At 44.9% G+C, this 24,554-nt stretch carries 22 protein-coding genes and 2 tRNA genes; 18 read left to right on the top strand and 6 right to left on the bottom strand.

The features are described 5' to 3' along the window. Positions 1-139: 139 nt before the first annotated feature. Complete coding sequence (locus tag AYW76_RS13235) at positions 140-1,063, top strand: helix-turn-helix domain-containing protein (protein ID WP_231872610.1); 924 nt, start codon at positions 140-142, stop codon at positions 1,061-1,063. A gap of 112 nt (positions 1,064-1,175) precedes the next feature. Here AYW76_RS13235 and AYW76_RS13230 read toward each other — a convergent pair whose 3' ends face one another. Next, positions 1,176-2,681 (bottom strand): alanine/glycine:cation symporter family protein, encoded by a 1,506-nt coding sequence (locus AYW76_RS13230; RefSeq protein ID WP_067032889.1) that lies wholly within the window; start codon positions 2,679-2,681, stop codon positions 1,176-1,178. 411 nt (positions 2,682-3,092) lie between these two features. Here AYW76_RS13230 and AYW76_RS13225 point away from each other — a divergent pair, with 411 nt between their 5' ends. Together AYW76_RS13225 and AYW76_RS13220 are read left to right on the top strand one after the other, a co-directional pair. Continuing rightward, positions 3,093-3,881 carry a DODA-type extradiol aromatic ring-opening family dioxygenase gene (locus AYW76_RS13225; RefSeq protein WP_067221018.1) on the top strand — a complete coding sequence of 263 codons (789 nt, stop codon included), beginning with the start codon at positions 3,093-3,095 and terminating at the stop codon, positions 3,879-3,881. 186 nt (positions 3,882-4,067) lie between these two features. Continuing rightward, positions 4,068-6,542: a glycogen/starch/alpha-glucan phosphorylase gene (locus AYW76_RS13220; RefSeq protein WP_067032895.1), complete on the top strand. Its 2,475-nt coding sequence runs from the start codon at positions 4,068-4,070 to the stop codon at positions 6,540-6,542. An 11-nt stretch (positions 6,543-6,553) separates the two neighbouring features. On the opposite strand, the gene AYW76_RS13215 is transcribed toward AYW76_RS13220, so the two are convergent. Further along, a complete protein-coding gene (locus AYW76_RS13215; RefSeq protein ID WP_067032897.1) occupies positions 6,554-7,300 on the bottom strand; it encodes a transporter substrate-binding domain-containing protein in 747 nt (248 codons plus the stop codon). A 204-nt stretch (positions 7,301-7,504) separates the two neighbouring features. Further along, positions 7,505-8,515: an alcohol dehydrogenase AdhP gene (gene adhP, locus AYW76_RS13210; protein ID WP_067221012.1), complete on the bottom strand. Its 1,011-nt coding sequence runs from the start codon at positions 8,513-8,515 to the stop codon at positions 7,505-7,507. Positions 8,516-8,689: 174 nt separating this feature from the next. On the opposite strand from adhP, the gene AYW76_RS13205 reads away from it, so the two are divergent. Then, positions 8,690-9,442, top strand: coding sequence for a sulfite exporter TauE/SafE family protein (locus tag AYW76_RS13205; protein ID WP_067221009.1), 753 nt, complete (start codon positions 8,690-8,692; stop codon positions 9,440-9,442). Positions 9,443-9,524: 82 nt separating this feature from the next. On the opposite strand, the gene AYW76_RS13200 is transcribed toward AYW76_RS13205, so the two are convergent. After that, a complete protein-coding gene (locus AYW76_RS13200) occupies positions 9,525-10,364 on the bottom strand; it encodes an isopenicillin N synthase family dioxygenase (protein ID WP_067221005.1) in 840 nt (279 codons plus the stop codon). Between the two features lie 443 nt (positions 10,365-10,807). On the opposite strand from AYW76_RS13200, the gene AYW76_RS13195 reads away from it, so the two are divergent. The 11 genes from AYW76_RS13195 (at position 10,808) to AYW76_RS13145 (ending at position 19,100) form a co-directional block, all read left to right on the top strand. After that, a complete protein-coding gene (locus tag AYW76_RS13195) occupies positions 10,808-11,374 on the top strand; it encodes a YqgE/AlgH family protein (protein ID WP_156489077.1) in 567 nt (188 codons plus the stop codon). Beyond that, a complete protein-coding gene (gene ruvX, locus AYW76_RS13190) occupies positions 11,374-11,847 on the top strand; it encodes a Holliday junction resolvase RuvX (protein ID WP_067032905.1) in 474 nt (157 codons plus the stop codon). The genes AYW76_RS13195 and ruvX overlap by 1 nt, the downstream gene beginning before the upstream one ends. A 20-nt stretch (positions 11,848-11,867) precedes the next feature. Continuing rightward, on the top strand, positions 11,868-12,365 hold the full coding sequence (gene pyrR, locus AYW76_RS13185; RefSeq protein WP_067032907.1) for a bifunctional pyr operon transcriptional regulator/uracil phosphoribosyltransferase PyrR: 498 nt from the start codon (positions 11,868-11,870) through the stop codon (positions 12,363-12,365). Positions 12,366-12,523: 158 nt separating this feature from the next. Then, entirely contained in the window at positions 12,524-13,522 is a 999-nt protein-coding gene (locus tag AYW76_RS13180; RefSeq protein ID WP_067032909.1) for an aspartate carbamoyltransferase catalytic subunit, read from the top strand. Positions 13,523-13,524: 2 nt separating this feature from the next. Further along, the gene (locus AYW76_RS13175) at positions 13,525-14,802 is read left to right on the top strand and encodes a dihydroorotase (RefSeq protein ID WP_067221003.1); all 1,278 of its coding nucleotides are present in this window, start codon (positions 13,525-13,527) and stop codon (positions 14,800-14,802) included. A 128-nt stretch (positions 14,803-14,930) separates the two neighbouring features. Next, positions 14,931-16,022 (top strand): nucleotidyl cyclase domain-containing protein, encoded by a 1,092-nt coding sequence (locus AYW76_RS13170; protein WP_067221001.1) that lies wholly within the window; start codon positions 14,931-14,933, stop codon positions 16,020-16,022. Continuing rightward, complete coding sequence (locus tag AYW76_RS13165; protein WP_067220998.1) at positions 16,003-16,743, top strand: YggS family pyridoxal phosphate-dependent enzyme; 741 nt, start codon at positions 16,003-16,005, stop codon at positions 16,741-16,743. The genes AYW76_RS13170 and AYW76_RS13165 overlap by 20 nt, the downstream gene beginning before the upstream one ends. Before the next feature lie 42 nt (positions 16,744-16,785). After that, positions 16,786-17,607 carry a pyrroline-5-carboxylate reductase gene (gene proC / locus AYW76_RS13160; protein WP_067220994.1) on the top strand — a complete coding sequence of 274 codons (822 nt, stop codon included), beginning with the start codon at positions 16,786-16,788 and terminating at the stop codon, positions 17,605-17,607. Positions 17,608-17,627: 20 nt separating this feature from the next. Next, the gene (locus AYW76_RS13155) at positions 17,628-18,167 is read left to right on the top strand and encodes a YggT family protein (RefSeq protein WP_067032920.1); all 540 of its coding nucleotides are present in this window, start codon (positions 17,628-17,630) and stop codon (positions 18,165-18,167) included. 122 nt (positions 18,168-18,289) lie between these two features. Next, a complete protein-coding gene (gene coaD, locus AYW76_RS13150; RefSeq protein WP_067032922.1) occupies positions 18,290-18,799 on the top strand; it encodes a pantetheine-phosphate adenylyltransferase in 510 nt (169 codons plus the stop codon). A 49-nt stretch (positions 18,800-18,848) separates the two neighbouring features. Next, entirely contained in the window at positions 18,849-19,100 is a 252-nt protein-coding gene (locus AYW76_RS13145) for a YfhL family 4Fe-4S dicluster ferredoxin (RefSeq protein WP_067032924.1), read from the top strand. A gap of 59 nt (positions 19,101-19,159) precedes the next feature. Here the strand turns inward: AYW76_RS13145 and AYW76_RS13140 are convergent, their stop codons facing one another. Both AYW76_RS13140 and trmL read right to left on the bottom strand, forming a co-directional pair. Beyond that, on the bottom strand, positions 19,160-20,269 hold the full coding sequence (locus AYW76_RS13140; RefSeq protein ID WP_067220991.1) for a potassium channel family protein: 1,110 nt from the start codon (positions 20,267-20,269) through the stop codon (positions 19,160-19,162). Between the two features lie 12 nt (positions 20,270-20,281). Next, complete coding sequence (trmL, locus tag AYW76_RS13135) at positions 20,282-20,758, bottom strand: tRNA (uridine(34)/cytosine(34)/5-carboxymethylaminomethyluridine(34)-2'-O)-methyltransferase TrmL (protein ID WP_067220988.1); 477 nt, start codon at positions 20,756-20,758, stop codon at positions 20,282-20,284. A gap of 118 nt (positions 20,759-20,876) precedes the next feature. On the opposite strand from trmL, the gene AYW76_RS13130 reads away from it, so the two are divergent. The 3 genes from AYW76_RS13130 (at position 20,877) to AYW76_RS13120 (ending at position 24,500) form a co-directional block, all read left to right on the top strand. Next, positions 20,877-20,952 (top strand) — tRNA-Phe (locus AYW76_RS13130). 66 nt (positions 20,953-21,018) lie between these two features. Next, positions 21,019-21,094: transfer RNA gene (locus AYW76_RS13125), tRNA-Phe, on the top strand. 250 nt (positions 21,095-21,344) lie between these two features. Beyond that, a complete protein-coding gene (locus AYW76_RS13120) occupies positions 21,345-24,500 on the top strand; it encodes a CHASE domain-containing protein (RefSeq protein ID WP_197467826.1) in 3,156 nt (1,051 codons plus the stop codon). Positions 24,501-24,554 lie beyond the last annotated feature (54 nt).

Genomic DNA, 24,554 nt, shown 5'->3' with positions numbered 1-24,554 from the left:
CGAATTTTGGCAATTTTTAAAACCCCTTATAAATCAAATAACTATAAAAACTTCATGTTTGCAGTTTGCGCAAATTTGATAAATGGAGAAAAAGATGGCAGGGCTAAAAAATCACGTCGCACCAATAAAGAGCGTTAAGGTGTCTTGCAAACAGGCCTTTGATGCAGACATGCACGCAGCTAACTTAACGAACTGGCAGCAAGAGTATGACCAAATCAGTCGTGGAGGCTTTCATGGCTCGATTGTGGAGCTGCCTTTTAATGATCTCCAAGTGTTTAAAGAAGTGACCAGTCAGGCACTACAACAAAAATGTATGGTGTGGCCTGATTCTGTTTGGTTAGGTATCCCTTTAAATGATCAATCAGACAGTCGTATTAATGGATTGTCAGTTCGATCTGACAATATTATGTGTCGTCCTGGTGGGTGTGAGTTTGATCTGACCACACCACAGGACTATGAGTTGTATGGCATGGTCGTTAAGTTGCCAGCATTGATGCGTATGGCTGAAATCCATGATGTGGAACTGAAATGGTCTGAGCTCAATGAATATGGTCGATTAGTGTTGCCAGAAAAAACATTGCAAGAGGTGCGTTTCTTACTCAATCGGTTGTTAGGATCAGGCAGCACTCAAGGCTTATCTGCACGCATTTCTCATGACCTTGTTATGATGGCATTGTTAGAAGTGCTTAAAGTGGAGCGTCCTGCCCCCGCTCAAACCCAAAGCTACCACCATCGCAAACAGGTTGTGGACTTAGCGCGAGCGTTTATACAGGAAAACCCTGATACGCCTCTAACCGTGACGGACCTCTGCCAAGTGACCAATGTGAGTCGACGTTCCATACAATATGCCTTTGAAAGTATCCTTGATATCAGTCCGATTCAATATCTACGGATGTCTCGTTTGAATGGAGTAAGACGTGCTTTGATGGAAGCTGAAGCGGGACAAAATATCGCCGATTTGGCAGCTCAGTGGGGATTTTGGCATATGAGCCAGTTTGCGAAAGATTATCGGTTATTGTTTGGCGAACGCCCATCAACAGCGTTATCGCACAACCTTACCTAGCAGGCCTGTTCGGCCGATTAGCGTGGCGTAGGTTGATTAGTTATGTACATAAAAAAACCGCTTGAGATGACCTCAAGCGGTTTTTTATTAATCATACTAACCTGTGGTTAGATTAAGACTTTTTGTTTTTTTGCTCTTCTAGGCGTTGTTCCCAGAAGTCAGCGCCTTGAATACCGAGCGCTTTCGGATCAAAAGTGTATTCTTCTACACCAGCGGCTTTTTGATCTTCGTAGTCTTTCAAGGCTTTCATTGTTGGACGAGCCATAAAGAAGATGGCGATGATTCCAACGATGTTCAACCAAGCCATTAGACCAACCCCCACATCACCAAGATTCCAGATGTAGCCTGCTGTGTTTACAGTACCGTAGGCCACCATAAACATGATCAATAGCTTAACAAACGTTAGAGATACATTAATTTTCAACGCACGACGTAGGTACGCTACGTTTGTTTCAGCAATGTAGTAGTAGGCTAAGATTGTCGTGAAGGCGAAGAAGAACAAAGCGATGCCGACAAACGCTGAACCAAAACCACCAAAGATGCTTTGCAGTGCCATTTGCGTGAACGCAGGTGAGGCAATGATTACATCAGCTGGTAGGTTTTGCACGATGAACTGGCCATCAGGTAATGTACCCTGAACGTTGTATTTTTGTGTGATCAGAATCATCAATGCTGTTGCAGTACATACGAACAACGTATCAACGTAGACAGAGAACGCTTGAACCAAACCTTGTTGAGATGGGTGTTGAACCTCAGCTGCCGCAGCCGCATGAGGGCCTGTGCCTTGACCGGCTTCGTTTGAATAAACACCACGTTTGACACCCCAACCAATTGCTGCACCAAAACCTGCTTGAGCACTGAATGCATCAGAAATGATCAGTCCAAAAATGCCAGGCACTTGATCAAGGTTTAGGAAGACAACAATCAGAGCCATGATCACATAACCCATTGCCATAAATGGCACAATAACTTGGGTAAAGTTCGCAATACGCTTGATACCACCAAAAATGATGAACGCCAGAACGACTAGAATAACAGCCAGAGCGACGAGTTTGGTCGTGCCCACTTCACCGAAAGAGGTAGAAATGATATCGCCAGACCCAAAGACTTGGGCAACAGCATTACCAACGGAGTTGGCTTGGATACCAGGAAGGAACACACCACAAGCAAGAATAGAAGCTAGGGCAAACAACACACCTAACCATTTTAGACGAAGGCCTTTTTCAAAGTAATACGCTGGACCACCACGGTACTGACCGTTATCGTTCACTTTGTAAATTTGACCTAGCGTTGACTCTGCGTAAGCGGTACTCGCGCCAAGGAAAGCGACCACCCACATCCAGAATACAGCACCTGGACCACCGAAGCCGATTGCGGCAGCAACACCGGCAATGTTACCTGTACCAACACGACCTGAAAGAGATACTGCTAAGGCTTGAAACGATGAAATACCTTTTTCAGATGGCGTAGAGTTAAATAGCAATGACCACATTTCTTTGAAATGGCGGACTTGAGCGAATCGAGTCAGGATCGAATAGAACAGACCTGCTCCTAAGCACAAATAGATGAGCGCAGGGCTCCAGATGACTCCGTTCAGGAAATCAATGAACTCTTGCATAGAGGTTCTCCAGTGATAATCGCGCGTTGAGCGCTTCTAATTATTTTAATGCTGGTTGTTGCCAGCTCGTCACACCGTTGAGTTTACGCCGTCACAGTCTGTGACAATGTGTAAAGATCATGGTGCAATAAGTACGACTTGTGTAAATCATGACGTCGAATCTACCATGCTCATCATAAATTTTACATTTGACTAGGTGTTATTTTTTGGCGCTACTTGGTGTTTTTTAGGAGTCTATTGGTATAGTGCTGAACAGTCAATTGGCTGTTTAGATAAGTGACTGCGGTCTATAACTGTTTCTGATAGGTAAACAATGCATTGTCTTTTGATGTATTTATTGTCAATAAAGATAAGGTTAATGTTTGATGCATCGTAAAAATTATTGAACATAAAACGTTCAAGGAGCAATGTATGTCTCATGTCGCATTTGTATCTCATGGTGGTGGGCCTATGCCTCTGCTAGGTGACCCAAGCCATGCGGAATTGGTCTCTACACTTAAGGCGTTACCTCAGCAATTTCCAAAACAACCGTCGGTTATCATCATGATCAGTGCCCATTGGGAAACGTCGGGCTTTGAAATAACGACGGCTGAAAATCCCGATTTGATCTATGACTATTATGGCTTTCCTGATGAGTCTTATCAGTTTCAATATCCCGCGCCGGGCGCCCCTAAACTGGCGCGTGACATCGCTGATAAAATGGAAGCGAAAAGCACACACATAGGTTTAAATGAAAAGCGTGGGTTTGATCATGGTATGTTTATCCCTTTGATGCTGATGTATCCAGAAGCAAATATTCCAGTTGTGCAAATCTCGTTAGCCAGCTCTTTAAGCCCAGACCAGCATTGGATGTTAGGAGAGCAGTTAGCTGAAGCCCTTCCTGAGGATGCGTTGGTGATTGGCTCCGGTTTTAGTTTTCATAATATGCGTGCTTTTTTTGCTCCAAAAACACCACAAGTGAAACACGATGTGCACGCTTTTCAAACATGGCTTGATGAAACCGTGACCAGCAGCCATCTAGACCTAAACGAAGCGAAGCAGCGTTGGTTGCATTGGTCGGAAGTAGAAGGCGGACGTTTCTGTCACCCTCGTGAAGAGCATCTAATCCCTTTGATCGTATGTCATGCACTCGCACAGAAACAGGGGCGTTCGATTGCCTTTAGTGCTCTTGGCGTGGAAGCACGCCACTTTGTTTGGTAATGCTTAGCGTTAAAAACTGCTTTTGTTTTAGCCGATTCAAAGAGTCGGCTTTTTTATTGCATGAATCTAACGCATTAATAGGTTTTCTGAGTGCGTATTTATCCCTAGACAGCCCTCGCAATGCCGTTGCAACATACGGCACATACACTTTACGTATCCCTAATCGTTTATCAGAGGACGATAGCAATGCCGAATACTTCTCAAGAGCTATCCAATACCAACACAGCTTCTTGTCTTGAGCTAAAAGAGGGTATTTTGTACCACATGCGTTACACCTTAGCGCTGCGTTCAGAGCAAGCTTCAAAGCGTGATTGGTGGCTTTGTCTATCCCTTGCGGTGCGTGATCGCATCATCGATGACATGGTGGAGACTCAAGCGCGCCATAATCAAGACAATGTACGCCGACTTTATTATCTCTCAATGGAATATTTGATGGGGCGAATGCTGGTAAATAACGTGCATAACATACGAGTGTTTGAGCAAGCCCAGCAAGCTATTACAGAGCTTGGCCAAAATTGGGATGAAATCTGTGATGAAGAAATGGATATGGGATTGGGTAACGGTGGGCTAGGGCGGTTGGCAGCCTGTTTCTTAGACTCGTTGGCAACACTCGATTTACCTGCTGTCGGCTACGGCATTTACTATGAATTCGGTCTCTTCAAACAGGCGTTTCAGAGTGGGAAACAAGTGGAACATCCTGATACATGGATCAATTATGGGACGCCTTGGGAGTTAGTTCGCCCCGAGTACGCGCAAACCATTCAGTTTTATGGCCGTGTAGAGGAATCCTATGACAGTTATGGTAATTACCATCCGCTTTGGGTCGAAACAAAAAATGTATTGGGCATTCCCCATGATATCCCCGTCGCTGGTTACGACACCAAAACGGTTAACTTTCTAAGGTTGTGGTCTTCTCGCTCAACAGAGGACTTTGACTTAGATGAGTTCAACAAAGGCGACTACGTTGAAGCGGTGCGATCTAAAGCGATTGGTGAAACGATTTCGAAGGTGCTTTATCCAAACGATACAACGGAAAATGGCAAAGAGCTAAGGCTAGTACAGCAATACTTTTTCGTGGCCTGTTCTTTGGCGGATATTTTACGACGTTTTGAGCGTAATAACGGCTCGGATTGGGAAGTATTAGCGGAAAAGGCCGCGATCCAACTAAATGATACACACCCAGCGATTGCTGTCGTGGAGTTGATGCGCATTTTAGTGGACGACAAGCGCCTGCATTGGGATCAAGCATGGTCCTTAGTAACCCGAATTTTTGCTTATACCAATCACACCTTGTTACCAGAGGCGCTTGAGACATGGAGCGTTGCGCTGTTTGAAAAGGTGTTGCCGCGTCACTTGCAGTTTATTTATGAGATTAATCACCGCTTAATGGATGATGTGGAGGCCCGTTGGCCTGGTCGTGATGACATCAAACAAGCACTTTCTATTATTGAAGAGGGGCATGGCAAGATGGTGCGTATGGCACATCTTGCGGTTGTGGGTAGCCATAAAGTGAACGGTGTAGCAGCCTTGCACTCGCAGCTCTTGAAGACGGATTTGTTTGCGCGCTTTGACGAGTTCTATCCAGGCAAGTTTACCAACAAAACCAATGGCATTACGCCAAGACGCTGGTTATTGAACTGTAACTCAGGCTTAGCGCAATTATTTGATCAATACGGTATCGAATCTGATTGGCCAAAGAATTTAGACCGCTTGCGAAAGTTAGAAAATTTCGCTGACGAGCCAGAATTTCAACAAGCCTTCATGAAGGTGAAGTTGCAGAACAAACAGGCATTAACGCAGGTGATCAAAGCGGAATGCGGTGTTGATGTAGACCCGAATGCCATGTTTGACGTACAAATCAAGCGTTTGCATGAATACAAGCGTCAGCATTTAACTTTGTTAAATATTCTAACTTTATATCATCGACTACTTAACAATCCTGATATGGATATGGTCCCTCGGGTCTTTATTTTTGGGGCCAAAGCAGCACCAGGTTATGCTTTAGCTAAAACTATCATTTACGCCATTAATGCGGTGGCGGAAGCCGTTAATAATGATGTGCGTATTCAAGGCAAATTAAAGGTGGTGTTTCTACCGAACTATCGTGTTTCGTTGGCGGCGAAGATCATCCCTGCGGCTGATTTATCAGAACAAATTTCCACTGCTGGTAAAGAAGCCTCTGGTACAGGAAATATGAAACTGGCTTTGAATGGCGCATTAACCATTGGCACATTGGATGGCGCCAATGTTGAAATTCAAGAAGAAGTGGGCGATGAGAATATTTTTATCTTTGGCCTGAAAATCGAAGATGTTCAGGCGCTTGATCGTAATGGCTATAACCCATATGACTATTATTATGGAGATGAAGAGCTTAGAAATGCACTAGACTGGCTGTGTTCAGGGTATTTTAGCCCGTATGACCCGCATGCGTTCGATGAGATCCGTCGCACCTTATTAGATCAGGGCGACCGCTTTAAAGTGTTGGTAGATTATCGTGCTTATGTTGAATGCCAAGAACGAGTGAGCGAGGCGTATCGAGATCAAAATCATTGGGCGAAGATGGCGATCTTGAATACGGCGAGAATGGCTAAGTTTTCATCCGATCGAACCATCCAAGAATACGCAGACGAAATTTGGCATTTGCCTGCTTGCCCAATCTAAAAATGAAAGGGCTATAGGTATTCGTCGCGGATGGTTTGGTAGGTGCCGTTACGTTTAATGATCTGTAGCCCTTTATTGAACTCTTGTAGCAGCTCACGTGACTCGGGGTAGTGTTTACTGAAGCAGACGTGTAAGGGGACCAGTGGCTCCGATACAATATTAGTGACTTTTAGACTTTTATGAATACCAAGAATACGTGCTTGATACAATGCAGGGTAATCAGACACATAAAAAAGGTCTGTTTGACCACTGACAACGGAGTTTAAGCCTTGGGTGATGTTTTGCGCTAATTGATGAGGAATGCTGAGACTGCGTAATTGCTGTTCCATATCCCAGCCTTCGACGGAAATAATTTGATAATCTGCAAGGTCGTAGATAGTTTCTATTGCGTGAGTGTCCAGCTCTACTCGACTAATAACCGCGCGACTGGTTGCGCTCAGCTCATCGCTGAAATACATAAACGGTGCGCGCTCAGGGCGACGAGAACACGTGACGGTTCCTAACACCTTTCCTGCTTGCATGTTTTGGATGATGCTGTGCCACGGTTTCTTTTCAAACGTGGTCTGAATACCAACTTCTTTGAAGGCGGCTTCGACAACACGAATGTCCATACCAGAGATACTATTATCTGATTCAGAGATCATAATGTAGGGAGGAAAGTCGACCACCGGTAACGTGACGGTCTGAGCCCAAGCATTCATTTGAAAACCGCAAATAACGGACAGCAGCAAAGATTTTTGCACTCGCTGAAAAAACACGTAACCCCCCATAAAGTGATCGTCCTAGACGCTTGTTTTTGCAAAAATGCAAACAATGTTCAAGGATGCGCTAAGATACCACAGACCATCGAAAAAGTGGCAGAAAAACTGGCGTTTTTATGAGCGAATCAGTGTGCTTGGTGATATTAATTTAGTTTATAGGTAGGCGCTGGTTTTAAACGATTGAAACCAGCGCCTAGCGGGTTAAAGTGACATGACAATACGGCCTGTGATATCGCCTTTTTCCATATCTTCAAAGATGGCATTGATATCGTCGAGCTTTTTCTCGGTGATGATTGCTTTGACCTTGCCACGTGCCGCGAATTCTAGACACTCTTCGAGGTCTTTACGCGTGCCAACAATTGAACCAACAACGCTAACACCATTAAGAACAGTATCAAAGATAGGCAATGGCATGTCTTCAGGTGGCAGGCCAACTAATACGCATTTACCGCCGCGACGAACCACGTCATAGCTTTGTCGGAACCCGGCTTTACTCACTGCTGTACAGACACTGCCATGAACACCACCTGTTGCGTCACGGATATCTTCGACCACATTGTCTGTTTTAAAATCAAAGAAGTGCTCAGCTCCAAGTGAGGTGGCTAATTCACGCTTCGCTTCACCGGTATCAACCGCGACAACGCGTAAACCCATTGCTACTGCATATTGAACAGCTAGGTGCCCAAGTCCACCGACACCAAACACTGCGACCCATTGGCCTGGTTTTGCATCGGATACCTTTAGCGCTTTATAAGTGGTGACACCTGCGCAGAAAAGCGGTGCCGCATCCACGTAGTTCAAGTTGTCGGGTACTTTAATGACGTAGTCAGCATGCGCAGCACAATATTCAGCATAGCTACCTGCAACCGAGTAGCCAGCATTTTGTTGCGACATACACAGGCTTTCTTGGCCTGCTAGGCAGTATTCACAGTGACCGCAGGCACTGTACAGCCATGGGATACCGACTCTATCGCCAAGGCTTAGATGTGTCACTGCGCTGCCTAGCTCTACAATTTCGCCAACGCCTTCGTGGCCAGGAATCAGCGGCAGCGTAGGTTTGACAGGCCAATCACCGTGACAAGCATGGAGATCCGTATGACAAACGCCGCAGGCATGAATTTTGACTAAGATTTGATGTGGTTCAATGGTAGGCTTTTGGACGTCTTCAATGGTTAGAATTGAGCCAAACGTATTGGCAACAGCAGCTTTCATAAAATACTCCCTTAATTATTTTAGTATCGCTCAGACGATAATAGTAATTATCGTCGGCTGCCTTAACGTTAGTGGAACGTGTAATAATTACTTGTTTCGTAGTCCAAAACTGTTGTCTCTGAGTCCAAATATGCATGTTTCATGCTTTTGATAGGTTTATGTAAGGTAAGTTTTATGACGGTTTCATTAGTGGTTTTACTCTTTGTTATTGCTTTTGGAGCCTATATTCAAACAGCGACGGGGTTTGGGTTTGGCTTAGTCGTATTGGGCATTGGCGGCGCATTTGGTTTATTACCGATCGCCGACTTAGCATTTATCGCCAGTGCGCTAAGCATTGTGAACAGTATATCGGGCTTATATGGAAATGTTTGGCGACAGGCTCAGTTTCGCCAGATGTTTGTGTTTCTTGCGGTAGCATTGCCAATGGTTGCGGTTGGGCTGTATTGGTTAGAGCATATGGGCCAGTATGCATTGAACTTACTGCAAGGCTTGCTGGGGTGCGTGATGATACTGGTGTGCCTAAGCTCGCTTTTACGTCCTGAACCGCAAGCGACATTGTCGCCGTCGTGGCATTTTGGTGTCAGCGGTGCGTTTGCCGGAATGTTGAGTGGATTGTTTTCTACTGCTGGACCGCCGATATCGTATTTGATGTATCGCCAGCCGGTTGAACTTATTGTCATACGTGCAACACTATTGAGCGTATTTTTAGTGTTAGCGGGCTTTCGTACCAGTGCCTCTTTGATCTCAGGGCTTGTCACAGACGATATGATCACAGTCTCTTTGGTGGGTACGCCCATCGTGCTGTTGGGGACCATGCTGTCACGTCGTTATCTGTTGTCATGGTTGTCAGCCGCTATAGTAAAGCGCATTGCTATGACAATGCTGCTTATTTCAGGTGGAATCTTGCTGGTGAAAGCGCTGTATTAAAGACTCTGCTACCGAATAGCGATAAATGAAAAATGGCATCAGCTTTAAACTGGTGCCATTTTTTGTAGTTTGTACTGTGGTTTTAGATGACACCAAGTTCGGTTAAGCGCTCATGCAAGTATGAGCCCGCCGTATGGCGATCCGATAACACAACATCTGGGCGAGGGTGCAGGAATAAAGGCAGTGAAATACGTGATTTGGTTTTATCGGTGCCTTCTGGATTGATCACACGGTGGGAGGTCGATGGAAAATAGCCTCCAGACGCTTCTTGCAACATGTCGCCAATATTAACAATCAGGTTGCCAAAGTCGCATGGTACATCTATCCAGCGGCCATCTTTGAGCTTTACTTGTAACCCAGGTTCATTTGCCGCAGGTAAAATAGTAATCAAGTTTATATCTTCATGAGCCCCAGCTCGAATGGCTCCGAGTTCTTCATCCCCTTGCAGAGGTGGATAATGTAAGACTCGTAATAAAGTCTGATCACTGTTTTCAATCATGCCTGATAGTGGTTGGGAGTAGTGGCTTGCTACCTCTTCCGGTGAATACTGTTCAATCCAACCGAGCAGCTCTTCAGCCAAGGTGTTGGCTTCTTCGTAATACTGTGTCAATTGGTCTTTATGTTGCAAAGGGCACTGACCCCAAGGGTAATAGTGGAAGTATTCTTTGATGTCTTTTTTGCTATGCCCTTTTGCTGTTTCTGACACATCGGGCGGGAAGTAACCGTCTTGTGTGCCTACGTTATAGCGGTAGGTATGCTTTTCTGCACTGTTAAAAAAATCTTGCCAGTTGCGGTATATGTCTGACACCAGTTGCTGGCGAATAGGATGGTTTTTTAGTACACCAAAGCCCGTTTCCCGAAGGGATTTCACAAAGTCTTGGGCGGCATTTGGGCTACGGTAATCGACGGCTTCTAAAGTCATGTTGTCTTCCTATGATCAAGTCCGATATGTGCTAGAAGGTTGCCTAGCTAACAGAAAAAATTGACGGGATACGTAAGAAGGTATGACTAGGACGACCAGCCTTTATGAAAGAAATAGCGAAGGTCGATGGTCTCTTCGAGGTAGTGATCACGCCATTTCTCTAAACTAAGTTGTTGAGATTTGTCGTACAAGAGAGCGTCCTTTGTTACCAGTGAATAATTTAAAGTATAACCATTTGGTTGAATATTAAAGAGTTTAACAGCATTTCTTGCAAAATGAAGATGAATTCAGAAAATACTGATTTGTTTCTGGGCAAATGAATTCCTTGTCCTATACTGGCAATACGATCCTCGATTTGCAGGTTTATTAAAAGAGCGTCTTTATCGATCGGGGAATAGACAGACGCGAGCTCTTGCGTCGATTTCAAATAGAGGGCGGTTCGTATGATGAATACTTTTCAATCGTTAAAGCATCACTTTTTGATTTCTATGCCACATTTGAATGATCCAAATTTTGAACACACAGTCGTATATTTGTGTGAACACACGGACACAGGCGCGATGGGGGTGATAATAAACCGTCCGTCCAGTATTGATTTTGGCGAACTCGCAGAGCATTTGGGAATGCAAATGGCTCGCCCCAAACTTACTTCCGAAACCATCTATGTAGGTGGCCCCGTAGAGTCTGAACGCGGTTTTATTCTGCATACTAGTGATCGGAGTTGGGGGAACACCTTAGCTGTAACTGAGGACGTGTGTTTATCAGCGTCGCTTGAAACTCTGGAGCACATTGCCGCTGGAGATGGGCCTAAATCGTTTCTCATTACCTTAGGCTGTGCCGGATGGGAAGAAGGTCAGTTAGAAAATGAAATTGCGAACAATGATTGGCTGGTGTGTGAAGCGGATTTAGACGTATTATTTAATACACCGAGTGATATGCAGTTTAGTGCCGCGACAAAAGTACTAGGTTTGGATATGAGTTTTTTATCGCCTGAAATAGGACACGCTTGATGACCCAAGTGTCAACATCAGATACATCAGCAAACCCCAATGCAGCTTATACTGCATTGGGGTTTGACTTTGGTACGACCCGAATAGGTGTGGCTTTTGGCCAAAGCCTCACAGGGCAAGGTCGTCCCCTTAATCCATTGAAAGCGAATGAAGGTATTCCTAACTGGGATACGATCAGTGCTTTAGTTGAAGAATGGCTGCCAGATGCCTTTGTGGTGGGTTTGCCTTTGAATATGGACGGTAGCGAAAATGAAATGTGTCAACGGGCACGAAAGTTCGCGAAACGTCTACATGGACGTTATAACCGTCCTTACCATATGATGGATGAACGCCTCTCGTCCTATGAAGCGAAAGGGCATGTGATTGCTCAAGGCGGGCATCGGAACTTTAAAGAAAATTCGGTCGATGGGCTGGCAGCACAAATGATTTTGGAATCATGGTTTGCGCAGCTGGCTTCTCAACCCGAAGAATGAATCAAGGATAACCATCACACATGACGTTGGATCTCGATAAAGCGCTGAACTCAATGAAGCAGCAGTTAGCTGACTACTGTCGGCAGCAAAACCTAGAAAACCCTATTGTGGTTGGTATTCATTCAGGTGGCGTATGGGTGGCAAATGAAATCCTTAACGCCGTGCCGACCAATGAAGAACTGGCGACGTTAGACATTACTTTTTATCGTGATGACTTTACTCGCGCAGGTCTACACCCGCAGGTAGGGCACACGAATCTACCTGCCATTGAAGATCGTCATGTCATTCTGGTTGATGATGTGTTGATGTCTGGGCGTACGATTCGGGCGGCGATGAATGAGATTTTTGACTTCGGTCGTCCTGCCAGTATCACATTGGCCATTTTATTTGACCTAAACAGTCGTGAGTTGCCTATTCGTGCGGATATTGTTGGGGAGAAACTCACCTTGACTGAAAATCAGCGGATAAAATTGTCTGGGCCGACACCGTTGTCTGTTTCTGTGATGGAAACCCACTAAAATTAGTATGTACGCTTTATTTTTTAAGCAACTCATACGACAATTAGATCTTGGATACTGTGGTTCGCTGGTAATCATCTAGCTCCACGAATGCCCGGCGTAGCCAAGTCTACGCCGGGCATTTTCCTATCATACATAGTGATTGAGGAAAGCAAACTATGATGCGATCCGACCCTCGGGCGTTACAGTTAAACGAACAAGGTCAACTAAAGCACTTTCTAACCTTGGATGGCTTAAGTAAAGATATTCTGACAGAGATTCTCGATCGTGCCGAATCGTTCCTTTCAATGGGCGAGCAGTCCGTTAAGAAAGTACCTTTGTTGCGTGGTAAAACAGTCGTTAATCTTTTCTTTGAAAATTCCACGCGAACTCGTACAACATTTGAGTTGGCTGCAAAACGCTTATCGGCGGACGTTATCAATCTCAATATCGCCACGTCAGCGACGTCGAAAGGTGAATCCTTACTGGATACCCTACAAAATCTAGAGGCGATGCAAAGTGACATGTTTGTCGTGCGCCATCAAGACAGTGGCGCTCCACATTTCATCGCCGAAAACTGCACCCCAAACGTTGCCATTATTAATGCCGGTGATGGGCGTCATGCTCACCCTACGCAAGCAATGCTGGATATGTTGACCATTCGACGCCACAAAGGCCAATTCGAAGGCTTAAAAGTGGCCATAGTGGGCGATATTCTTCACTCTCGGGTAGCACGTTCTGAATTGCACGCCTTAAAAACGTTAGGTGTTGATGATATTCGCTTAGTTGGACCAAAAACATTAGTGCCAGAATATTTCCGCGACATGGGGGCGACGATCTGTCACGACCTAAAAGTGGGTCTTGATGATGTGGATGTTGTTGTTATGTTACGTCTGCAAAAAGAGCGTATGGCGGGGGCTTTGCTTCCTAGCGAGAGCGAGTTCTACCGTTTATACGGTTTGACGGAAGAAACATTGGCATGGGCGAAGCCCGATGCCATTGTTATGCACCCTGGCCCAATTAACCGTGGTGTGGAAATTTCTTCGGAGGTGGCGGATAGCGACCGAGCCGTCATTCTTGATCAAGTGACCAATGGTATTGCGGTGCGCATGGCTGTGATGTCCATGGCCATGAGTGGACAAATGCAAGAACAACAGACGGCGGGAGATGAGGGCTAACTATGAAATTGCGTATTAGTAATGGTCGTGTCATCGACCCGAGTCAAAATCTGGACGCTGTTGTGGATCTATTTGTCGAAGACCATCGTATAGTGGCCATTGGCGAAGCGCCATCTGGTTTCGACGACTGTGAGGTTGTTGATGTCGAAGGTAAGTGGGTATTACCAGGATTGGTTGATACCGCCGTCGCCTTAAGAGAGCCGGGTTATTCTCAAAAAGGCACCATTGCTTCCGAAGGAAGGGCCGCTGTTTCCGGCGGTGTGACTACGTTGATTTGTCCGCCTAACACGAAGCCGATTGTGGATACGCCGGCCGTTGCTGCTTTGATTCAAGATAAAGCCGATGACGCGGGGATGGCGAATGTGTTCCCTATTGGTGCGCTCACGCAAGGATTGCAAGGTGAGCAATTGAGCAATATGGTTGCTTTGACAGATGCAGGCTGTGTAGCGCTTTCCAATCACGGTCATGATATTGCGAGTAATCGAGTACTCTCACGTGCGCTTGAATACGCCGCGACACATGACTTATTGGTAGTCTTTCACTCTGATGACAGTAGTCTATCTGAAGGTGGATGCGCCCATGAAGGCATGATGTCTACTATGCACGGCTTGGCTGGAATTCCAGAAACAGCAGAGACCATTGCATTGATGCGAGATTTGCTGCTGGTTGAAAAAAGCGGTGTGCGAGCGCACTTTGCTCGATTATCTTGTGCTAAGTCTGTCGAAATGATCGCGAATGCGAAAGCGGCAGGGTTAGACGTTACATGTGATGTCGCGTTGCATAACCTGCTATTAACCGATGAAGTACTGAAAGAGTTTGATGGTCAGTTCCATGTTATTCCGCCATTGCGTTCTGAGAACGATCGTTTGACCCTTATTGAGGGGTTAAAGACAGGCGTTATCAACGCAATTTGCTCGGATCATCAACCTCACGAAAAAATGGCTAAAGTCGCACCGTTTGCAGCAACTGAGCCTGGTATGGCAAACGTAGAAGTTTTGCTGCCTTTGGCGCTACGTTTAATGGATGAGGGCGACTTATCTCTGGATCAGCTACTTACCGCTTTGACCTATGGTCCGGCAGCATGTTTTGGCCTAGAAGCGGGTTCTTTAGCTGTCGGTAGCTTTGCTGATTTTGTTATTTTCGATAGTACCGATCGCTGGCTTTGGGATCATCCAACACGTAAATCTAAAGGCTTGAACTCGGGCTTTACGGGTGAGCAAATGACTGGCCGAGTTGTGCAGACCTTTATTTCTGGGCAGCGCGTGTACACACTTAGCTAGCTTTGCTCAGAATAGACTCTAATTTATGATAGAGTTAACAGGTTTATATAAATACGCCCTACTGGGCGTATTTATATTTGTTAAGGGCTTTAACTGGTTTGGTAATGGAGTTTATGGAGACAGCAATAATGGATGCACTAAAGCAAGACTCGTCACAGATTGAAGCTGTGCATGAATCGCTCATACAGCGCGATTTTTTGTTACAGCTACGCAAAGTTGATCTGGTTTTGTTGGATTTAGTGGCTAACAGTGCTGGTTTGACTTCATATACTGAACAGGTTGTAAACAGTATTTGGTCGTTGTTTCCTAATACACTGCGTCCATGCGTTATTTGGTGTGATAAAGAGCTGGTTCAGTGGCGCATTTTGAACTATCAAGATTGGCCTGAAATGGCCGATTCTCTCGGCGTCCTCCATCATATACCGCAGACGCTGTCTACTTTCGTAGCCAGCCCATCACGACCATTTGCTAGAGAACATAATCTATCCACAAAAACAGACTGGAGCTGTTGGCATAACTCTCTGAATGAACACTTTCTTGAAACGTGTGACATGGTAAGTTTGCACGATGAAAACAAAAACTGGCTAACTTTTTGTTTATTCTCACCAAATTTGAATTCTGAATCTGAGCGGCGTTTGTATTACTGGTCCGTTGAGCAAGTGCTTCAAACATTACCGTATTGGTTTAATGCCATCGTTGCGCGTCTTCATACAGACGTTCGGCTGCAAGAGCACACCAATAAAGTAACCGGGTTACTGCAATCTCATGCCTTTGATAAAGCATTAGATATGATGCTGCGAGACGCACGACGTTATTTTCAGCGTTTGGCTTATGTCACTGTATTGGTCAATGAAGATGCAAACGAGGATGAACTGAAATTGTTGTCAGATACATTACGAGAAACGTTGCGAGACAATGATTTGTTAGCCAACAAGACGGATCACGAGTTTGTGATGGCCATGCGGATTATGCAATTAGACGATGCTCCGATCGTAGCGCAAAAAATAGAGAAAGCGTTATTGAAGGTGGACCCTAATCAAGTTTCCGTATTAAGTGGCGACGTCAAAATTGGGATGTCTTTGTACCCAGAGCAAGCGAATCATATAAAACTGCACGTTGCGTCTGTCGCGGCTGCGAATGCTGTTTCGGAGAGGCTAGGTTACCGTCTTGAATACTACGGTAAGTTTGTTCAGAACTTAGATGAAGCATACGACGTTTAATATATTTAACGAGTTTAGAGGGAAGGCTGTGTCAGTCGCGGAAAACCTTAAGCATGTACGACAAGACATTGTAGCGTTAGAGCAACGGTTTGATCGAACCTCTGATAGCGTACGCTTGTTAGCGGTTAGTAAGACTAAGCCTTTGGCTGATATAGAGGCGGCGTATGCGGCAGGTCAGCGAATGTTTGGTGAAAACTACGTTCAAGAAGCGGTCGATAAGCACGAGCATTTGAGTCACCTAAGTGATATCGAGTGGCATTTCATTGGTCCGATCCAATCCAATAAATCTCGCCAGATAGCAGAAACAATGGCGTGGGTACACACCATTGATCGCGAGAAAATTGCGCGTCGATTAAGTGAACAGCGCCCTGTTGAACAGCTACCGTTGAATGTTCTGATCCAAGTTAACATTAGTGGTGAAGCGTCTAAATCAGGCATTTTATTAGAGCAGCTTGATGACATGGTATCGTTGATACAACAGCTGCCCAATATCAAATTGCGAGGGTTAATGGCGATTCCTGCGCCGCAAACCAGCGAAGCGGATCAAATTCAAGTATATGCCCCGCTTTATCAGGCATTTAAAGCACTGCAACAACAAGATTGTGATATTGACACCTTGTCTATAGGAATGTCTGGAGATATGGCCGCTGCCATTGCCTCAGGTAGCACCATGGTACGCGTCGGTACAGCAATTTTCGGTGCGCGAAATTACACATCATAGCGAGCTTAGCTCGCTTAAGTCATTAGTTTAGATAGGTGAAAAATGAGTTTAAAAATTGCTTTTGTAGGTGTAGGTAACATGGCATCTGCGATTATAGGTGGATTGCGGGCAAGTGGTTATAATGGTGAGTCTATTGTTGGCAGTTCCATTAATGTCGACGATCATGAGGCGATTGAGCAGCGTTTTGGTATTACAATGTATGCCGACAACAAAGACGCTGTAGCACAAGCTGATGTGGTCTTTCTATGTGTAAAGCCCAATATGCTGCAATCGGTTGTAGAAGATTTTGCCAGTGTTGTGCGTGATGATCAGTTGTTTGTTTCCGTTGCCGCCGGTATTGAACTCGATGCGTTAGCTGAATGGTTGGTTAAACCTGTTGCCGTGGTTCGTTCTATGCCGAATACGCCAGCGTTAGTCGGCAGTGGCATGTCGGGTTTGATTGCCAATGACAAGACGACTGAGCCACAAAAAGAATGGGTTGCTCAAGCTTTTGATAGTTTCGGTAACCATGTTTGGGTCAATGAAGAAGACCAAATGCATACGGTCACTGCGTTATCTGGTAGCGCACCAGCGTATTTCTTCCGAGTTCTTGAAGTTATGATTGAAGCAGGTAAAGCGCAGGGACTGGATGACGCTACTTGCCGTAAACTGGCAACGTACGCGATGAAAGGGGCGGCCGAAATGGTGACCCAACTAGACGATGACATTGCTCAGCTTCGCCGTAATATTACTTCGCCAAATGGAACCACTCAGGCGGCTTTGGAAACGTTAGAAGCGCAGGGCATTGAACCACTTTTTACTGCAGCGATCGAAGCATGTGCTAAGCGCTCTAAAGAACTTGGCGAAGAATTTGCCAATAAATAATGTAAACAGGAGCCAAAAAGATGGGTGATCCGCTAATTCTTGTAGTAAAAACATTAGGTAACTTATACCTATTTATTGTCTTGTTGCGTCTGGTTTTGCAATTAACCCGCGCGGATTTTTATAACCCTATTAGCCAAGGCATTGTAAAAGCGACCAGTCCGTTATTGAAGCCCTTGCGTAAAGTGATTCCGTCCATTGGTCGTGTTGATACGTCTTCTGTGGTATTGGCTCTGGCTGTACAAGCGTTGATTCTCGTTCTAGTGATGACTATTGTGGGTTTCAAGTTAACGCCTACTCATTACGTGATTTATACGGTGGCAGGTGTTGTCTACCACTTGTTGGATCTGTATTTCTGGGCCATGTTGATTTCGGTGATTTTAAGTTGGGTTGCGCCTTCGTCGAGTCATCCAGGGGCATTGTTGGTGATGCAAATATGTGAACCTTTGTATCGCTTATGCCATCGCTTTATTCCATCTTTGGGTGGTTTTGACCTATCGCCGATTTTTATCTTCTTAGGCATTTCGGTGCTGAAACAATTTATTGCGCCATTTGTTATTTAACAAATTGGGTCAGATTTAGGCGGCTGATTTGAGTAGAACAGAATATTCTTATATGATGCCCAGCCTAAAGGTAAGCCGAGAATCGTCTGGTTCTTTAAACAAAACTAACTTGGACTAGAGCTATGAGTACAATCGCAGTTTACCCAGGCACTTTTGATCCCATCACAAACGGTCATACCGATCTTGTGGAGCGTGCGGCTAAACTGTTTCCGAAGGTTATTGTTGCTGTAGCGGCAAGTCCTAAGAAACGACCGGTCTTGGCTCATGATGTGCGAATTGAACTGGCTAAGGATGTCTTGGGGCATTTAGATAATGTCGAAGTACTTGGCTTTGATAACTTATTAACTGAGTTTACACGCTCTGTTAATGGTCAGGTTGTTGTGCGTGGTTTACGTGCTGTATCGGATTTTGAGTACGAATTTCAGCTGGCGAATATGAACCGCGTTATTGCACCGGATGTAGAGAGCCTATTTTTGACACCGTCAGAAAAACACTCCTATATATCGTCAACATTGGTGCGTGAGATTGCTTCATTGAATGGTGACTTCGGAATGTTTGTTCACCCTAAAGTGAAGCACGTGTTAACCGAACACTATCATAAAGCCGCTTTGGCGGCTGAAAAGCGTTCTTGATTGATTATATGAATGCCCTGAGTGGCATCAGATTTATTAGGAGAGCATCATGTCTCTAATCATTACCGATGAATGCATCAACTGTGATGTATGTGAGCCAGAGTGTCCAAACGAAGCAATTAGCCAAGGTGAAGAGATCTACGTGATCGATCCTACTAAATGTACCGAATGTATTGGCCACTACGATGAGCCTCAATGCCAGCAGGTATGTCCTGTTGACTGTATCCCTCATGATCCTAATTTCAAGGAATCGGAAGAACAGTTAATGGAAAAGTACCTTGTATTGACGGGTCAACTTTAATAAAAAAGCCAAGCAATTTTTGCTTGGCTTTTTTATGCGTCATTGGTGTGATCTGAACGTCAGTTTTTTGGGGCTAGAAGCGCTTTTACTTCTGCACTGGTTGGCGTAACTTGATCTTCCCCAATCAATAGTATTAGAGCGTTTAAGCTAATGTGCTCACTTGATTTAGGGTGCGTCACAATATTCCCCATCGTATCTTCAAAACCAATGGCTGTGCCCATATCTCGTTGAATCAATTGTGTCACCACATCCGCCCAGCGCACATCGTACAACGAGACATTTATGCGTACGGTATGATCACCTTGATAGCGAAACAAATCTTCCAGTACTTGCTCGGTGCCAGGTGCGACAATTGAGCGTACCAGCATTTCTGGGTAAGCACGTATTGGTCGAATGACGGCTTTGGCGCCTGCTTCACGGAAGCGTTGGCGGTTCGCATCATCAATGGCTTCCGCCAATATGAAAGCTTTTGTACCGATCTCTTGAATGCGGTGTAAGGTATCAAACACCAAACTGTCACTGTGGGCATTTAAGCTATCTGGGGACAGCACCACGATGTATTTAGCGTTTGCTACCCCTGCATTGTTGAGCATGCCAGGACTGGTTGCATCACCTGTATGGTGAACGACGCCTTTTGCTCTGAGTGTTTCCGGCAACCCTTCTGGAAACTTAGGCGTCAGGATTTGAATGGGTACATCATCTAATCCAGGAGTATTGCAAATTTGTTGAACCATCAAGCTCAAATAGCGTTCAGTATTCGTTGAAGGTGTATTGATGATTAAAAGGTGATCCTGCATATCGCTCCACTCCAAGCGTCCCTTGATCTTCATTTCTTTGCGCATGATGCGAATTTCTACGTAGTCACTGGCAATCTGAGCCAGCAAGGTAATACCCATACCGTAGATTAATACAATGGTGGCAAACTGACCCCAAAAAGTCGCTGCCGATAAATCGCCATAACCTGTGGTGCTGGCCGAGGTCATGGTTAGCCAAAATGCCTGCCACCAATCTAAGTCTTCAAAATACACCATCGCGATGCTGTGTACAGCAACGACCATGGCGAGCATTATAAAGCGTCGCTTTAGATCTTTGGCGGCATGCAGGTGTACTTGCTTGCGATATCTTAATCGGGACCGAGTTTGGCGATGTATTAGCTTTCCTAGCAGCATAGTACGTTCCCTTTATTTCGAGCTGGGTAATACGTAATCAAGTTGTCGCCATGATTCATAGACCATCACGGCTACGGTATTAGAAAGATTTAAGCTACGTGAGCCCGCTTGCATCGGCAAGCGTAAGCGCTGGCTATAGGGGAGCGCTTCGATAAAATCGCTTGGCAACCCCCTTGTTTCTGGACCAAAGACAAGAACATCATTGGCTTTAAACTGTGCTTCAGAATGAGTGTGGCTACCTTTTGTTGTCAAGGCATAAACAGTACCCAACTGACCTTCGTTTTGCTCAAGAAAGGCTTCCCAGTCGGTGTAGCGTTTAACATTTGCTAATTCGTGGTAATCAAGCCCAGCACGTCGCACTTTTTTCTCATCTAAATCAAAACCAAGTGGCTCGATAAGATGCAGCTTGTAGCCGGTATTGGCGCAAAGTCGGATGACATTGCCAGTATTAGGTGGAATCTCTGGTTGGTATAAAACAATGTTTAGCATCTAAGGTCTCCTCAAGATGTGTTAATCATACCAGAGCGCGCTAATTTACTAACTTATCAATAAAAATTTTAAAAAAGAGTTGACGAGTATGATCAGTTATTTATAATACGCCGCACTTGCCCAGATAGCTCAGTCGGTAGAGCAGAGGATTGAAAATCCTCGTGTCGGTGGTTCGATTCCGCCTCTGGGCACCATTTTACTAAAAGCTTGTTTTATACAATTTTTCAGTAAAAAAACGGTGCCTTATCCCGTTAAAGTATGCCCAGATAGCTCAGTCGGTAGAGCAGAGGATTGAAAATCCTCGTGTCGGTGGTTCGATTCCGCCTCTGGGCACCATTTAAAACCTCGCTTATAGCGGGGTTTTTTAGTTTCTAGCCCCTCCAAAAAACCAATCTTCAAATTCAGCATGTGTGATTGCCGGTTAACTATCTTTTAATCCCTAAGAAGCGCATTTACACATTCTTTCATCTTTTCTTATATTTAAATGCTTAGCTTTGCTATATTCGAAAGAAGGGAAAATGCTGCGGAATATTGCTTCTAGGTAGACCTTCTACCAATGCGAGCACCGAGATTAGAAAGGGTATTTATGCTCATAAATCAAAGTTTGAAAATAGTTATCATCGCGGCGATTTGTTATTTTGCGGCGGGTTGGCTTGGGCAGGCATTTGCCATTCCTCCAGGGTATGCCACGGTGATTTGGCCGGCATCGGGTGTGGCCATTGCGGCGTGTTTATTATTTGGTTATCGCCCTGTCATGGGTGTTTTCTTAGGCTCTGCTTTAGTTAATATCTCTATTGGTTATAGCAATACGGGGCAAATTTCTTTTTTAATCCCCGTGCTTATCGCGTTGGGCAGCTCTGTCCAAACGGCGTTTAGTTACGCCTTAATACGATATTTTATTGGCAAAAAACTTCAGTTTTATAACATACGCCATGTATTAAGTTTTATCTTGTTAGCGGGTCCTATTGGGTGTCTTGTCAGTGCCAGCGCGGGAACCTTTATTCTCTATTCTTTTGGTGTCTTGTCGGCGGATCAAGCGCCATTAAATTGGCTAAGTTGGTGGCTTGGTGACTCCGTGGGCGTCATTGTCTTAGTGCCATGGTTAGCCGTCTTGTTCCGTAAGCATTTTTCCGTTTACTACGATCACCCCGTTCGTATTATTTTGGCGTTGTTTATTGTGGCGATAACCACAGTGATTCTATCCATATCAACAGCGTATTTTGAGTTTGACAAACAGCGACAAGCCTTTAACGCAAATGCCGATTTAAGCTCAACATTGCTCAGCGAAAGAGTAAAGAATTCAACAGATGTTCTCTACGGTCTGGTGGGTTACATTCGCGGGAGCGGTCAAGTATCAAGACAAGAGTTCCAAAATTACAGTGACGTCGTGATGAGTCAAGATAGGGCAATCAAAGCGCTGTCCGTTAATCATGTACTTGAAGCGAAAGACATTTCGGATTACGAAGCCACTATGAGTGCTTTGTATGGCTTTCCATTTGAAGTCAAGCAACGAAATTCGGAAGGTGAGTTGGAGCCTGTAAAGGCACGAGATCGTTATGTGTCTGTAGGGTTGATTTACCCATTTGAGCCGAACAAGAAGGCAGTTGGGTTTGATGTCTATTCAGAAGCATCGAGACGTACCGCAATTAAAAATGCGATCAGACTCAATGCTGCCATGCCGACGTCTAGTATTACCTTAATCCAGAATACGAAAGCCGTTCTGATTTTTCTTCCTGCATATAAAAACCAGAAACTTTATGCGATGGCGACAGGCCTCTTTGAAATCAATGACCTATCATCCCGCATACTGGATCGTAATCCAGTAGGCGGTGTTGAAGTCTATTTAGTTGATCGACAAGCCAATCAAGCGCCGTACATCCTCGCCTCTAGCAAAAATGCATCGTTAAGCAGTGACGCGCTATTAAAGGGAATATCTGAGCAAGCATTTCCTTTTTATCATCGATCCATGATTCCGGTTGGAGCTCACCGCTGGGAATTGATTCATGTGAGTCACTCAGAGTTTATCGAGCAGCCTTGGGGAACACATTTCGTTCTGGTGGGGGGGTTATTCGTTGCTGGACTGTTGGGATGGGTATTGAGTCTTGTCTTCAGTCATGCCGCGCAAGTAGAGCGACAAGTAGCCATGCGTACAAAAGAGTTGTCTCAGGCCAACTTAGCGTTACGTGAGTCAGGAGAAAAGCTGAAGCAGGTGTCACAAGAGGCCCAAGAAGCGAATCAAGCTAAAAGCCGTTTTTTGGCCAATATGAGTCATGAAATTCGTACGCCACTCAACGGTATGCTGGGCAGTCTTACATTAATGAAGAGCCAATCCATGAGTACGGAGCAACAAAAGCTGGTGGAGCTTGCGCATCAAAGTGGTGATGCGTTACTGGACTTGGTGAATGATATTTTGGACTTGTCTAAAATTGAAGCGGGCGAATTAGAACTTGAACCAGAGTATTTTGATTTACAAGACTTACTTGAGGATGTTTCGAGTTTGATGCGTATTAAAGCCCAAGAGAAGGGCTTGGTTTTAGTCGCACCACAAACATTATTGCCTGAGACCATGGTATTTGGCGATCGTTTACGTATACGACAAGTGCTTCTTAATTTACTAGGCAACGCGATTAAATTTACCGAAACGGGAGGCGTGGTGCGGCTGGTTGCTCATCAAGAAGTTCAAGCCGGTAATCAAGCAACCTTTAAGCTGCAAGTCGTTGATAGTGGTATTGGTATTTCCGATAGTCTGCAAAAACGTTTGTTTCAACGCTTTAAGCAAGCTGATGCCTCTACGACAAGGCGTTATGGTGGTACGGGGCTAGGCTTGGCGATTAGTAAAGAGTTGATCGATGCTATGATGGGTGAGATCGGTGTTGAAAGCCAATTAGGGCAAGGTGCGACGTTTTGGTTTGAGTTGAATTTACCGATTAAAGAAACGGTTTTGAATGAGCTATCTTCAAAAACATTGCAAAACGTATCTAAGGTCTATGCATTGGGGCTAGAGGCGGAGGATAAACCTTACATTCAGGCCATGCTGCAAAGATGGCACGTTTCCAGTGAGTTTTCGGATGTGCTACCGAATCTAAATGTTATCAATGACGGCGATATATTGATTGTTGATGAGTCTTATTTAAATGATGAAACTCGTGGAGCAATGGTCACGATTCAAAATCAAGTGATTGTGCTCGTAAGTCAGGGAAGTCAAACTACCGAAGTTGAGCGTTGTGGTGCAGCATCAGTGTATAAACCGGTTCATCGTAAAGCATTATTTGCTGCATTAGACAGTGTTCAGCACCGTACATCTGAGACGGTTGTTGATCAAACCGAGCCGGCAACGTCTATGGACTTACAGGCAAAAGTCTTGCTAGTGGAAGATAATTTGACCAATCAAATTGTCGCTAAAGGCATGCTTGGCCTATTTGGTTTGTCGGTGGATGTGGCAGAAAATGGTCAAGTTGCATTAGATATGATGGCGCAAACAACCTACGACTTAATATTCATGGACTGTCAAATGCCAGTCATGGATGGTTATGAGGCGGCTCACAAAATACGCTGTTTAGGAACCGAATCTGCAACAGCGAAAGATGTACCGGTGATTGCACTCAGCGCAAATGCAATGAAAGGTGATGACCAGCTTTGCTTTGAGGCAGGCATGGATGATCATGTTGCTAAGCCTATTTCAAAAGACCGCTTGAATGAGGTGATTAATACATGGCTAGGGAAAAAGCATCAAGATGTCTAGCTGACTGTCATGTTTACTCAATAAGTTGAATGTACACTGACGTTTAAATAGTTA

It is taken from the genome of Marinomonas gallaica, from assembly GCF_001639745.1.
GTDB lineage: Bacteria > Pseudomonadota > Gammaproteobacteria > Pseudomonadales > Marinomonadaceae > Marinomonas > Marinomonas gallaica.
Note: the sequence above shows the minus strand (reverse complement) of the source record. Positions and strands in the feature narration are given on the sequence as shown.